The organism is Streptomyces sp. URMC 127, from assembly GCF_051386535.1.
GTDB lineage: Bacteria > Actinomycetota > Actinomycetes > Streptomycetales > Streptomycetaceae > Streptomyces.
The window spans coordinates 33,333-45,335 of sequence record NZ_JBPQTW010000034.1; the positions used below are offsets into that span (position 1 = coordinate 33,333).

14 protein-coding genes and 1 pseudogene are annotated in these 12,003 nt (G+C 69.0%); 13 read left to right on the forward strand and 2 right to left on the reverse strand.

Going from position 1 to position 12,003, the window contains the following annotated elements:
• Positions 1-9: 9 nt before the first annotated feature.
• The 13 genes from rpsE to truA all read left to right on the forward strand — a co-directional run bounded on the left by rpsE (position 10) and on the right by truA (position 8,698).
• Positions 10-612 (forward strand): 30S ribosomal protein S5, encoded by a 603-nt coding sequence (gene rpsE, locus ACSNOH_RS11130; RefSeq protein ID WP_436721088.1) that lies wholly within the window; start codon positions 10-12, stop codon positions 610-612.
• Positions 612-794: a 50S ribosomal protein L30 gene (rpmD, locus tag ACSNOH_RS11135; protein WP_018558884.1), complete on the forward strand. Its 183-nt coding sequence runs from the start codon at positions 612-614 to the stop codon at positions 792-794. The genes rpsE and rpmD overlap by 1 nt, the downstream gene beginning before the upstream one ends.
• Position 795: 1 nt before the next feature.
• Positions 796-1,251, forward strand: a complete 456-nt coding sequence (rplO, locus tag ACSNOH_RS11140) for a 50S ribosomal protein L15 (protein WP_436721089.1) — start codon at positions 796-798, stop codon at positions 1,249-1,251.
• A gap of 202 nt (positions 1,252-1,453) precedes the next feature.
• Entirely contained in the window at positions 1,454-2,767 is a 1,314-nt protein-coding gene (gene secY, locus ACSNOH_RS11145) for a preprotein translocase subunit SecY (protein WP_436721090.1), read from the forward strand.
• The gene (locus ACSNOH_RS11150; protein WP_436721091.1) at positions 2,767-3,417 is read left to right on the forward strand and encodes an adenylate kinase; all 651 of its coding nucleotides are present in this window, start codon (positions 2,767-2,769) and stop codon (positions 3,415-3,417) included. The genes secY and ACSNOH_RS11150 overlap by 1 nt, the downstream gene beginning before the upstream one ends.
• Positions 3,418-3,517: 100 nt before the next feature.
• Complete coding sequence (map, locus tag ACSNOH_RS11155; protein WP_436721092.1) at positions 3,518-4,354, forward strand: type I methionyl aminopeptidase; 837 nt, start codon at positions 3,518-3,520, stop codon at positions 4,352-4,354.
• A 163-nt stretch (positions 4,355-4,517) separates the two neighbouring features.
• The gene (gene infA, locus ACSNOH_RS11160) at positions 4,518-4,739 is read left to right on the forward strand and encodes a translation initiation factor IF-1 (protein WP_003956442.1); all 222 of its coding nucleotides are present in this window, start codon (positions 4,518-4,520) and stop codon (positions 4,737-4,739) included.
• 59 nt (positions 4,740-4,798) lie between these two features.
• Positions 4,799-4,912: a 50S ribosomal protein L36 gene (rpmJ, locus tag ACSNOH_RS11165; RefSeq protein WP_003956441.1), complete on the forward strand. Its 114-nt coding sequence runs from the start codon at positions 4,799-4,801 to the stop codon at positions 4,910-4,912.
• Positions 4,913-5,094: 182 nt separating this feature from the next.
• On the forward strand, positions 5,095-5,475 hold the full coding sequence (gene rpsM / locus ACSNOH_RS11170; protein ID WP_436721093.1) for a 30S ribosomal protein S13: 381 nt from the start codon (positions 5,095-5,097) through the stop codon (positions 5,473-5,475).
• 104 nt (positions 5,476-5,579) lie between these two features.
• A complete protein-coding gene (gene rpsK / locus ACSNOH_RS11175) occupies positions 5,580-5,984 on the forward strand; it encodes a 30S ribosomal protein S11 (RefSeq protein ID WP_003948617.1) in 405 nt (134 codons plus the stop codon).
• Between the two features lie 127 nt (positions 5,985-6,111).
• Positions 6,112-7,134, forward strand: a complete 1,023-nt coding sequence (locus ACSNOH_RS11180; protein WP_004946635.1) for a DNA-directed RNA polymerase subunit alpha — start codon at positions 6,112-6,114, stop codon at positions 7,132-7,134.
• A 165-nt stretch (positions 7,135-7,299) separates the two neighbouring features.
• Positions 7,300-7,764, forward strand: coding sequence for a 50S ribosomal protein L17 (gene rplQ, locus ACSNOH_RS11185; RefSeq protein WP_436721094.1), 465 nt, complete (start codon positions 7,300-7,302; stop codon positions 7,762-7,764).
• Positions 7,765-7,843: 79 nt separating this feature from the next.
• On the forward strand, positions 7,844-8,698 hold the full coding sequence (gene truA / locus ACSNOH_RS11190; RefSeq protein WP_436721095.1) for a tRNA pseudouridine(38-40) synthase TruA: 855 nt from the start codon (positions 7,844-7,846) through the stop codon (positions 8,696-8,698).
• A gap of 48 nt (positions 8,699-8,746) precedes the next feature.
• Here truA and ACSNOH_RS11195 read toward each other — a convergent pair whose 3' ends face one another.
• Both ACSNOH_RS11195 and ACSNOH_RS11200 read right to left on the reverse strand, forming a co-directional pair.
• A complete protein-coding gene (locus ACSNOH_RS11195) occupies positions 8,747-10,870 on the reverse strand; it encodes a glycosyltransferase family 4 protein (RefSeq protein ID WP_436721096.1) in 2,124 nt (707 codons plus the stop codon).
• A gap of 147 nt (positions 10,871-11,017) precedes the next feature.
• Positions 11,018-12,003 (reverse strand): annotated as a pseudogene (locus tag ACSNOH_RS11200) (glycosyltransferase family 4 protein); the annotation flags it as partial.

Here is a 12,003-nt window from a genome sequence, read left to right on the forward strand (position 1 = left end):
GTAAATCCAATGGCTGGACCCCAGCGCCGCGGAAGCGGTGCCGGTGGCGGCGAGCGGCGGGACCGGAAGGGCCGTGACGGTGGCGCTGCCGCCGAGAAGACCGCGTACGTTGAGCGCGTAGTCGCGATCAACCGCGTCGCCAAGGTTGTCAAGGGTGGTCGTCGCTTCAGCTTCACCGCGCTGGTCGTGGTGGGCGACGGTGACGGCACCGTGGGTGTCGGTTACGGCAAGGCCAAGGAAGTTCCGGCTGCCATCGCCAAGGGCGTGGAAGAGGCCAAGAAGAACTTCTTCAAGGTCCCCCGTATCCAGGGCACCATCCCGCACCCGATCCAGGGCGAGAAGGCCGCGGGCGTCGTCCTGCTCAAGCCGGCTTCCCCCGGTACCGGTGTTATCGCCGGTGGCCCGGTGCGTGCCGTGCTCGAGTGCGCCGGCGTTCACGACATCCTGTCGAAGTCGCTCGGTTCGTCGAACCCGATCAACATCGTGCACGCCACGGTGGAGGCCCTCAAGGGACTGTCCCGTCCCGAGGAGATCGCCGCCCGTCGTGGTCTGCCGCTGGAGGACGTTGCTCCCGCCGCTCTGCTGCGGGCGCGTGCAGGGGTGGGTGCGTAATGGCTCGCCTCAAGGTCACGCAGGTCAAGTCCTACATCGGCAGCAAGCAGAACCACCGCGACACCCTGCGTTCGCTCGGGCTCAAGCGCCTGAACGACGTGGTTGTCAAGGAGGACCGTCCCGAGATCCGCGGCATGGTGCACACCGTCCGCCACCTCGTGACGGTCGAGGAGGTCGACTGACATGGCGGAGCAGAACCCGCTGAAGGTCCACAACCTCCGTCCCGCCCCCGGCGCCAAGACCGCCAAGACCCGTGTCGGTCGTGGTGAGGCGTCGAAGGGTAAGACGGCCGGTCGTGGTACCAAGGGCACCAAGGCCCGCTACCAGGTTCCGGAGCGCTTCGAGGGTGGGCAGATGCCCCTCCACATGCGCCTCCCGAAGCTGAAGGGCTTCAAGAACCCCTTCCGCACCGAGTTCCAGGTCGTGAACCTGGACAAGCTGGCCGCGCTCTACCCGCAGGGTGGCGAGGTCACGGTGGCCGACCTGGTCGCCAAGGGCGCGGTGCGCAAGAACCAGCTCGTCAAGGTCCTGGGCCAGGGCGAGATCTCCGTGGCGCTGCAGGTGACGGTCGACGCCGTCTCCGCCTCCGCCAAGGAGAAGATCGCCGCTGCCGGCGGCACCGTCACCGAGCTCGTCTGAGCTCGTTGAACTGACAACCGGGGATGTCCCAAAAGGGGCATCCCCGGTTGGTCGTTCCAAGGGGGGCACGGTCGCCGGTAAGGTGGCGTGCACTGTTAATCTCCGCGCGGCCCCTGTGCCCGCGGATTTTGGCTGATAAGTATTCGTCGATCCTCAAGACCGTCACCTCTCGCGTGGCTGCGTGAGAGGCGCAGGAGGCACCGTGCTCACCGCGTTCGCCCGGGCGTTCAAGACGCCCGACCTGCGCAAGAAGCTGCTGTTCACGCTGGGCATCATGGTGCTCTTCCGGCTCGGTGCTCATGTGCCGGTGCCGGGCGTCGACTACCGCAATGTCCAGATGTGCATGGACCAGACCAAGAGCGGTCAGGGCCTCTTCGGCCTCGTGAACATGTTCAGCGGTGGCGCGCTGCTGCAGATCACGATCTTTGCGCTCGGGATCATGCCGTACATCACGGCGAGCATCATCCTGCAGCTCCTGACCGTCGTGATTCCACGGCTGGAAGCCCTCAAGAAGGAGGGCCAGTCGGGGCAGGCAAAGATCACGCAGTACACGCGTTATCTGACCGTGGCTCTTGCCGTCCTCCAGGGCACCGGCCTGGTGGCCACTGCCCGCAGCGGTGCCTTGTTCGGGGGCTGCACCGTCGGGAACCAGATCGTTCCCAACCAGTCGATCTTCACGACCGTCGTCATGGTCATCACCATGACCGCCGGCACCTGTCTGATCATGTGGCTCGGTGAGCTCATCACCGACCGCGGCATCGGCAACGGCATGTCGATCCTGATGTTCACCTCCATCGCCGCCGGCTTCCCGACCGCCCTCTGGGCGATCAAGCTGCAGGGCAGCCTGATGGGCGGCTGGCTGGAGTTCTCGCTGGTCATCCTCTGCGGCCTGGCGATGGTCGCGCTCGTGGTCTTCGTCGAGCAGGCCCAGCGCCGGATCCCCGTGCAGTACGCCAAGCGCATGATCGGCCGTCGTTCCTACGGCGGCACGTCCACCTACATCCCGCTCAAGGTGAACCAGGCGGGTGTGATTCCCGTCATCTTCGCCTCGTCGCTGCTCTACATTCCGGCCCTGCTCGTGCAGTTCACCGGCTCCAAGGCCGACTGGGCGGAATGGATCCAGCGCAACCTGGTCAAGGGTGACCACCCGATCTACATGGTCACCTACTTCCTGCTGATCGTGTTCTTCGCGTTCTTCTACGTCGCCATCTCCTTCAACCCCGAAGAAGTTGCCGACAACATGAAGAAGTATGGTGGGTTCATCCCGGGTATCCGGGCCGGTCGTCCCACCGCGGAGTACCTGAGCTACGTGCTGAACCGCATCACGTGGCCGGGCTCTCTCTACCTGGGCCTGATCGCCCTGGTGCCCACGGTGGCACTGGTCACACTCAACGCAAACCAGAACTTCCCGTTCGGGGGAACCAGCATCCTGATCATCGTGGGTGTCGGTCTGGAGACTGTGAAGCAGATCGAGAGCCAGCTTCAGCAGCGCAACTACGAAGGGTTCCTCCGCTGATGCGAATCGTCCTCGTCGGGCCGCCCGGCGCCGGCAAGGGTACGCAGGCCGCGTACCTCGCCAAGAACCTCGCGATCCCGCACATCTCGACGGGCGACCTCTTCCGGGCGAACATCAGCCAGGGCACGCCCCTGGGGCAGAAGGCCCAGGAGTACATGCGGGCCGGCCAACTCGTGCCGGACGAGGTCACCATCGGCATGGCCAAGGACCGCATGGACCAGGCGGACGCCGCCGGCGGCTTCCTGCTCGACGGCTTCCCGCGGAACCTGGCCCAGGCGGAGGCGCTGGACGCCATCCTCAAGGCCGACGACCTCAAGCTGGACGCCGTCCTGGACCTGGAGGTCCCGGAGGACGAGGTGGTCAAGCGGATCGCCGGCCGCCGGATGTGCCGCAAGGACAGCAGCCACATCTTCCACGTGATCTACAACCCGCCGGCCGCGGAGGGCGTCTGCGACGCCTGCGGCGGCGAGCTGTACCAGCGCGAGGACGACAGCGAGGAGACCGTCCGCCGCCGGCTGGAGGTCTACCACAGCGAGACCGAGCCGATCATCGACTACTACAAGGCCCAGGGCCTCGTGGTGACGATCTCGGCCCTCGGCAAGGTCAACGAGGTCACGGAGCGCGCGATGGCGGCTCTCTCCAGCGACTGAGCCTTTTGCAGCCATGAGCCACGGCCGCGGCGCCCCGCAGGGGCACCGCGGCCGTAGTGTTGTTACCCGAGTCGGACCGCAGTCCCCAGAAAGGCACCCCATGGTCGAGATCAAGACCCCCGAGCAGATCGCGAAGATGCGCGAGGCGGGGCTGGTCGTCGCCGCCATCCACGCGGCCACCCGGGAGGCGGCCGTGCCCGGTGCCACGACCAAGGACCTGGACGAGGTCGCCCGCAAGGTCATCGCCGAGCACGGCGCCAAGTCGAACTTCCTCGGCTACGGCGGCTTCCCCGCCACGATCTGCACCTCGGTGAACGAGGTCGTCGTCCACGGCATCCCGGACGAGAAGACGGTCCTCAAGGACGGGGACATCATCTCGATCGACGCGGGCGCCATCGTGGACGGCTGGCACGGCGACGCCGCCTTCACGGCCTTCGTGGGCACCGGTCACGCTCCCGAGCTGATCGAGCTCTCCCGGGTGACCGAGGAGTCCATGTGGGCCGGCATCGCCGCCGTGAAGAACGGCAACCGCCTGGTGGACATCTCCAAGGCCATCGAGGGCTACATCCGCCGCCAGCCCCGCCCGGCCACCGGCAAGTACGGGATCATCGAGGACTACGGCGGCCACGGCATCGGCTCCGAGATGCACATGGATCCGCACCTGCTGAACTACGTCTCCCGCAAGCGCGGCAAGGGCCCCAAGCTGGTCCCGGGCTTCTGCATCGCCATCGAGCCCATGGTGAGCCTCGGCACGGCCCGTACGCACGTCCTGGAGGACGACTGGACGGTCCTCACGGACGACATGTCCTGGTCCTCCCACTGGGAGCACTCCGTCGCTCTGACGGAGGAGGGGCCGCTGGTCCTGACGGCGGTCGACGGCGGTAAGGCGAAGCTGGCGGAATACGGCGTCACGGCGGCCCCGGACCCGCTGGCCTGACCTCCGCTTAAGGATCACTGCGGCGGGGCAGTCACCCCTGGATTAGTCTTTCGGGTTGCCCTGACGTAGACTGACGCGTCGGCTCTCGTGTATCCGCATGCCTTCGTGCCGTTGGTACGCACATACGAGAGTTGATCAAGGTAGCCGATTCGAAAGGCGAAGCGTGGCCAAGAAGCAAGGTGCCATCGAGATCGAGGGCACCGTGATCGAGTCTCTGCCGAACGCGATGTTCAAGGTGGAGCTCCAGAACGGTCACAAGGTCCTCGCGCACATCAGCGGCAAGATGCGGATGCACTACATCCGCATCCTTCCGGATGACCGGGTCGTCGTGGAGCTCTCTCCGTACGACCTGACGCGTGGCCGGATCGTCTACCGCTACAAGTAGATCTTGTCGGCGCCCCACGCCCGTGGGGTGACGGCACTGACCCGGAGAACCTCACACCCATGAAGGTCAAGCCGAGCGTCAAGAAGATCTGCGACAAGTGCAAGGTGATCCGCCGCCACGGCCGGGTCATGGTCATCTGCGACAACCTGCGCCACAAGCAGCGCCAGGGCTGACGCAGAACCTGCACTCCGCAGTTTCTTCGCGCGACGCGAGCAAAAAACGTACATACGCAGAGCCCGTCCGGTGATCGATCACCGACGGCACCTCCGGTGGGGGCCGGGGACCCGGGACGTACCTAGTACGGCGACCGGGAGCGGCTCTGTGTCAGACCCCCGAGAACATCTGGAGCCATTGAATGGCACGCGTTTCCGGTGTTGACATCCCGCGCGACAAGCGCGTGGAGATCGCACTCACCTACGTCTTCGGTATCGGCCGTACCCAGTCGCAGACGATCCTCGCCGCGACCGGTGTGAACCCGAACACCCGCGTTCGTGACCTGGTCGAGGAGGACCTGGTCAAGATCCGCGAGTACGTGGACGCCAACCTCAAGACCGAGGGTGACCTCCGTCGCGAGATCCAGGCCGACATCCGCCGCAAGGTTGAGATCGGCTGCTACCAGGGTCTGCGTCACCGCCGTGGCCTGCCCGTTCACGGTCAGCGCACCAGCACGAACGCTCGTACCCGCAAGGGCCCGCGTCGCGCCATCGCCGGCAAGAAGAAGCCGGGCAAGAAGTAGTCCGCAGCGGACGCCGCGGGTTTTCGGGGGACCACCCCCGGAACCCCCGCAATCCAGCGGTCTTCGCTGTAGGACCGACCACCTCCCTCCATCAGGAGTAAGACATGCCCCCCAAGGGTCGTCAGGGCGCTGCCAAGAAGGTGCGCCGCAAGGAAAAGAAGAACGTCGCTCACGGCCACGCGCACATCAAGAGCACGTTCAACAACACCATCGTTTCGATCACCGACCCCACGGGCAACGTGATCTCCTGGGCCTCCGCCGGCCACGTCGGCTTCAAGGGCTCGCGCAAGTCCACCCCCTTCGCCGCGCAGATGGCCGCCGAGTCGGCCGCGCGTCGCGCGCAGGAGCACGGCATGCGCAAGGTTGACGTCTTCGTCAAGGGCCCGGGCTCCGGTCGTGAGACCGCCATCCGTTCGCTCCAGGCGACGGGCCTCGAGGTCGGCTCCATCCAGGACGTCACCCCGACCCCGCACAACGGCTGCCGCCCCCCGAAGCGTCGCCGCGTCTGACGCTGCGCGGCTTCGGCTGCTGCCTTGAGGGTGTGGGCGGCACGGCTCCTTCGAGCCGTGCCGCCCGTACCCTTGTAGTACCTCAGGACATCAAATAGTGGGTGTCCATGACTGAAGGATTCATCGCATGCTGATCGCTCAGCGCCCCTCGCTGACCGAAGAGGTCGTCGACGAGTTCCGCTCGCGGTTCGTGATCGAGCCGCTCGAGCCGGGCTTCGGCTACACCCTCGGCAACTCCCTGCGTCGTACGCTCCTCTCCTCGATCCCGGGTGCGGCGGTCACGTCCATCCGCATCGACGGCGTTCTGCACGAGTTCACCACCGTGCCGGGCGTCAAGGAGGACGTCACCGACCTCATCCTGAACATCAAGCAGCTGGTCGTCTCCTCGGAGCACGACGAGCCGGTCGTGATGTACCTGCGCAAGCAGGGCCCGGGTCTGGTCACCGCCGCCGACATCGCCCCGCCGGCCGGCGTCGAGGTGCACAACCCCGACCTGGTCCTGGCGACCCTGAACGCCAAGGGCAAGCTGGAGATGGAGCTGACCGTCGAGCGCGGTCGCGGCTACGTCTCCGCCGTCCAGAACAAGCAGGTGGGCCAGGAGATCGGCCGTATCCCGGTCGACTCCATCTACTCGCCGGTCCTCAAGGTCACCTACAAGGTCGAGGCGACCCGAGTCGAGCAGCGCACCGACTTCGACAAGCTGATCGTCGACGTCGAGACCAAGCAGGCCATGCGCCCGCGCGACGCCATGGCGTCCGCCGGTAAGACCCTGGTCGAGCTGTTCGGTCTGGCCCGCGAGCTCAACATCGACGCCGAGGGCATCGACATGGGCCCGTCCCCGACGGACGCCGCCCTTGCCGCCGACCTGGCGCTGCCGATCGAGGAGCTGGAGCTCACGGTCCGCTCCTACAACTGCCTCAAGCGCGAGGGCATCCACTCCGTGGGTGAGCTCGTCGCCCGCTCCGAGGCCGACCTGCTCGACATCCGCAACTTCGGTGCGAAGTCGATCGACGAGGTCAAGGCGAAGCTGGCCGGCATGGGCCTGGCCCTCAAGGACAGCCCGCCCGGATTCGACCCGACCGCCGCCGCCGACGCGTTTGGCGCGGACGACGACGCGGACGCCGGGTTCGTCGAGACCGAGCAGTACTGATCGGTTTTGGCTGCAGGCCCGCTTCGGCTGGTCGCGCAGTTCCCCGCGCCCCTTACGGGGCGCGGGCCCTCCAGGGCTTGCCCTGGATCTCCGACGGGCAACCGCCCGCTCGGATACTGACTCCGGTACCTGATACGGCCGGGGCAGACACCTAGGAGAAACACCATGCCGCGTCCCACCAAGGGTGCCCGTCTGGGCGGCGGTGCCGCGCACGAGAAGCTGATGCTGGCGAACCTCGCCAAGTCGCTCTTCGAGCACGGCCGCATCACGACGACCGAGGCCAAGGCCCGCCGCCTGCGTCCGGTCGCCGAGCGCCTGATCACCAAGGCGAAGAAGGGCGACATCCACAACCGTCGCCAGGTGCTGCAGACGATCACGGACAAGGGCATCGTGCACGTGCTCTTCACCGAGATCGCTCCGCGCTTCGCCGAGCGTCCGGGTGGCTACACCCGCATCACCAAGATCGGTAACCGCCGTGGCGACAACGCGCCCATGGCCGTGATCGAGCTGGTCGAGGGCGAGATCGCCAAGAAGGCGACCGTCGCCGAGGCCGAGGCCGCCACCAAGCGTGCGGTCAAGGAGGCCGAGGCCGCTGCCGAGGCTCCGGCCGAGGAGTCGAAGGACGCCTGACATCGCTGATGCGTGTCAGTGACGGGCCCGCCCCTTTCCCGGGGGGGGGCCCGTCCCGCATTTCTGAGAGGAACCCCTGGTGAGTGACGAGGTGGCACCCGGCCACGTACGGGTGCGGCTGGACCTGTCGTACGACGGCAAGGACTTCTCCGGCTGGGCCAAGCAGCGCGAGGGCCAGCGCACGGTGCAGGGCGAGCTGGAGGACGCGATCCGGACCGTGACCCGGTCCAAGGAGACGTACGAGCTGACGGTCGCGGGCCGTACCGACGCCGGGGTGCACGCGCGGGGCCAGGTCGCGCACGTCGACCTGCCGGCCGAGGTGTGGGCCGAGCACGAGGAGAAGCTGCTGCGGCGGCTCGCCGGCCGGCTGCCCCACGACGTACGGGTGTGGAAGGTCGCCGAGGCGCCGGCCGGGTTCAACGCGCGCTTCTCCGCGATCTGGCGGCGCTACGCCTACCGGGTGACGGACCATCACGGCGGCGTCGACCCGCTGCTGCGGGGTCATGTGCTCTGGCACGACTGGCCGTTGGACGTCGACGCCATGAACGAGGCGTCGAAGGCGCTGATCGGCGAGCACGACTTCGCCGCGTACTGCAAGCGGCGCGAGGGCGCGACGACGATCCGCACGCTGCAGCAGCTGAGCTGGGAGCGGGACGCGTCCGGCGTGATCACGGCGACCGTACGGGCGGACGCGTTCTGCCACAACATGGTGCGGTCGCTGGTGGGCGCGCTGCTGTTCGTCGGGGACGGGCACCGGCCGGTGGACTGGCCGGGGAAGGTCCTGGCGGCGCGGGTGCGGGATTCTGCCGTGCATGTGGTGCGGCCGCACGGGCTGACGCTGGAAGAGGTGGGTTACCCCGCCGATTCCGAGCTGGCGGCGCGGAATCTTGCCGCTCGGAACAAGAGGTCGCTGCCCGGCCCGGGCTGCTGCTGAAGCACATCGATGGCGGGGCAGGCCTGACGGCTTGCCCCGCCATCGTTGCTATGCGGCCGGGCAGCTGACCGCCAGGTCGCTGTTGACCGTGAAGTACGGCTTGATGCCGTCGATCTTCGGGTACAGGTCCGTCTTGTTGCGGTCGACGATGTCGCCGATGAGGCGGGCCACCTTGACCGGCTCGCCGTCGGGGGTCAGGCGCAGGGCCAGGTCCCACACGGTGTTCTCCTCGCCGGTGCCGCGGGCGTGCCGCAGGTCGGCGTAGGGGACGGTGACGCGGAAGGTCGTGCTGTCGACGGCGGTGACCTGGGCGGTCACCCGCTCGGCGGTGTCCGTGCGCGGGGTGGCGACGAGGACCGGCTCGGCGCCGTCGGCGAAGGCGGCGCCGTGCAGGGTGCCCTCGACGGTGAAGGCGGTCTCGTCCTGGCGGAGGGTGCGGGCCTCGGCGTGGACGGGGCGGTTCCAGGCGCGCAGGGCGAGGAAGCCGTCGACGGTCGGGTAGGGCACCCACCAGGTGAACGGGGCGTCGGGCAGCGGCTCCAGCTCGACCAGGCCGCGGCCTTCGGCGAGGTGGGACACGACGCGGCGGCGGGCGCCGTCGTCGCCGCGGACGACGTGGAGGTCCCAGCGGCCCTCGCCGAGGCGGAGCTGCTTGCGGTCGAGGACGGCCGTGTAGGGGGCCTGCGGGCCGGCCGGGGGCTGGAGGGGCACGCTGACCGGCTTGCCCTCCTTGCGGCGGGTGACCGTGAGGGAGAGCTTCTCGCCGGAGAGGCCCTTGCGGTCGACGGAGACGTGGATGTTGCCCTCGGCGTCGACGCGGCAGGAGGCGGTGCAGCGCAGCGGCTTGCGGACGATCTCCTTGATCGCGGCCTTCACCGGCGGGGTGGACGGCTTGGCGACGCCGCGGCGCAGCGGGCGCAGCAGCTTGCCGGCCGTACGGCGCAGCATCTTGGACAGGGGCACCGGGGCGGGCTTGGCGGCGGCCGTGGTGCCGGAGCCCGCGGGGGCGGCTGCGGGGGCGGAGCCGTCGCGGGGGCCGCCGAGGCTGTCGATGAGCTCCTCGTAGCGGCGGGCGATGGCGTCGGGGTGGTAGCGCTCGGCGGAGACGAGGGCGTTCTTGCCCATGGTGTGCCGCAGCTCGTCGTCCTCGATGAGCTTGAGGAGGCCCTTGGCGATGGCGTCGCTGTCGAGGTTGGTGACGAGGAGGCCGTCGTGGCCGTCCTTGATGATCTCGCCGGGGCCGTGCGGGCAGTCGGTGGCGACGACGGGGACGCCGCAGTTCATGGCTTCCACGATCGTCATGCCGAAGGACTCCTCGCGGGAGGTCACGGCGGCGATGGAGCCCTTGGCCCACTCGGTCTCGATGGGGGAGTGGGCGCCCATCAGGGTGATGTGGTCGGCGAGGCCGAGCTGGTCGATCTGCTCGCGGAGCTTGGCCTGCTGGGGGCCGCGGCCGTAGATGCGCAGCTTCCAGTCGGGGCGGGTGGCGGCGACGGTGGCCCACGCCTTGACGAGGAGGTCGTAGCGCTTGACGGGGATGAGGCGGCCGGCGGCGACGACGAGCTTGGCGTTGCCGTCGGAGGGCTCGACCTCGGAGGCGGGGACGCCGTTGGGCAGCGCGACGAGCTTGGTTTTGATGCCGGGGAAGTGCTCGCGGTGGGTCGCGGCGTCGGCGTCGGAGACGGCGGTGTGGGCGTCGAGGCGGGGGATCGCGCGGTCCTGGGCGGCGCGGATGTTCGGCTCGTGGGTGCCGTAGATCCGGTGCTCCTGGCCGATGCGCAGGTAGCGGTCCTGCCCGAACTCGGCCAGGTACATGACGAGGCCGGGGCGGGTGGCGATGACGACGTCGGCGTCGGTGCGGGCGAGGTGCTCGGCGACGCGCTTGTCGGTGAGGGCGCTGAAGTGGGCGCCCTTGGCCTCGACGGGCGGGATGTGGGCGCTGTCCTGCTCCAGGAGCGGGTTGTCCCGGTCGGCGCCGGTCTCGGCGCGGGTGTCGATCAGGTGGACCAGCTTCACCTTGCGGTGCAGGGGGAGCTTGGGCGTGCCGCCCGTCCTGTGGATGGACACGATCTCCACGTCGTGCCGGGCGGCGAGCGCGCCGGCGACGTTGAAGGTGGAGCGGATCGTGCCGCCGATGCCGTAGGCGTTCTGCAAAAGGAAAGAGATCTTCATGGCGGTGTGTGCGCGGCGCGAGCGGGCGGCGCGTCCGTCCTTCCCCCTGGCCTGGGTGTACGGGTCTCCCCTCGGCCGGACGCCTCGCCGGCCCGGTCCGATCCGTCGGTTAAGACCGTTGGGAGGGATTTCGGTTGCCTGTGCAGGCTACATTGTGGCTTGAGTCACGTCGTTTACGTCAAGGGTGAGATCGTTCTCCGGGTCGAAGACGGGGCGGACGGCGACGGTGCCGCGCACGGGGTGCTGAAGGGTGCGCGCGGGGTGGACGTCGGTGCGTTTGCGGTCGACGTCGTCGCCGGTGAGACGCCCGAGGGGGATGTGCGGTTCCGCGGGTGCGGGGCGCACGACGAGCCGCCGGACGTCGTGTGCGGTGCCGCGGCGGGCGAAGAGCAGCTCGTAGGGGACGGTGCACCTCAGCTGCCTCTCGCCGAGGACGGTGAGCGGCACCTCCACGTCGTACGAGCTGTCCTCGGGCGACAGGAGCACGAGGCGTGCGGCGGAGGTGAGGGGCGCCGCCGTGCCGTGCACGGTGGCGGTGACGGTGAGGGAGTCCTCGCCGACGGCGATCGCGTCGAGTTCGGCGTGCGCCGGGCGGCGCCAGGTGCGCAGGGTCAGGGAGCCGGCGGCGGTGACGTAGGGCACCCATGCGGTGACGTGGCCTTCGGCGTCGCGGCCGAGGGGCAGGGTCAGCAGGCGGGCGGTCTCGACCAGGTCGGCGGCGACGCGGGCGCGCTTGCGGTCGTCGGCGCGCTCGACGAAGAAGTCCCAGCGGCCCTCGGCGAGCGTGGTGGCGGCCCGGTCGAGGGTGGCGGTGAGCGGGCCCTTGCCGGTCGCGGGGCGGGTGAGGGGCAGCTCGATGCGCTCGCCCTCCGCGGTGCCGTCGGTGCCGCGCAGGCGGGCGGTGAGCGTCAGCCGCTCGCCCGTGACGCCCGCCTGGGGCAGCCGTACGGCCAGGCCGCCGCCGGCGGTGGCGCGGGCGGAGGCGCGGGGGCGCAGCGGCTTCAGGGGTGCGGGCTGCGGCGGCTCGTGCGGCGTGGCTGCGGGCCGGGACGGGCGGAGCGCTCCGGCGGCTTCGGCGGCCTTGCGGCGCAGCGGGCGTACGAGGCGGGCCGCGGTGCGGCGCAGGGCGGCGG

Excerpts from the sequence above, each read along its gene's own strand:
- rpsE (WP_436721088.1), top strand. The coding sequence starts at position 10 with ATGGCTGGACCCCAGCGCCGCGGAAGCGGTGCCGGTGGCGGCGAGCGG.
- rpmD (WP_018558884.1), top strand. The coding sequence starts at position 612 with ATGGCTCGCCTCAAGGTCACGCAGGTCAAGTCCTACATCGGCAGCAAG.
- rplO (WP_436721089.1), top strand. The coding sequence starts at position 796 with ATGGCGGAGCAGAACCCGCTGAAGGTCCACAACCTCCGTCCCGCCCCC.
- ACSNOH_RS11150 (WP_436721091.1), top strand. The coding sequence starts at position 2,767 with ATGCGAATCGTCCTCGTCGGGCCGCCCGGCGCCGGCAAGGGTACGCAG.
- map (WP_436721092.1), top strand. The coding sequence starts at position 3,518 with ATGGTCGAGATCAAGACCCCCGAGCAGATCGCGAAGATGCGCGAGGCG.
- rpmJ (WP_003956441.1), top strand. The coding sequence starts at position 4,799 with ATGAAGGTCAAGCCGAGCGTCAAGAAGATCTGCGACAAGTGCAAGGTG.
- rpsM (WP_436721093.1), top strand. The coding sequence starts at position 5,095 with ATGGCACGCGTTTCCGGTGTTGACATCCCGCGCGACAAGCGCGTGGAG.
- rpsK (WP_003948617.1), top strand. The coding sequence starts at position 5,580 with ATGCCCCCCAAGGGTCGTCAGGGCGCTGCCAAGAAGGTGCGCCGCAAG.
- ACSNOH_RS11180 (WP_004946635.1), top strand. The coding sequence starts at position 6,112 with ATGCTGATCGCTCAGCGCCCCTCGCTGACCGAAGAGGTCGTCGACGAG.
- rplQ (WP_436721094.1), top strand. The coding sequence starts at position 7,300 with ATGCCGCGTCCCACCAAGGGTGCCCGTCTGGGCGGCGGTGCCGCGCAC.
- ACSNOH_RS11195 (WP_436721096.1), bottom strand. The coding sequence starts at position 10,870 with ATGAAGATCTCTTTCCTTTTGCAGAACGCCTACGGCATCGGCGGCACG.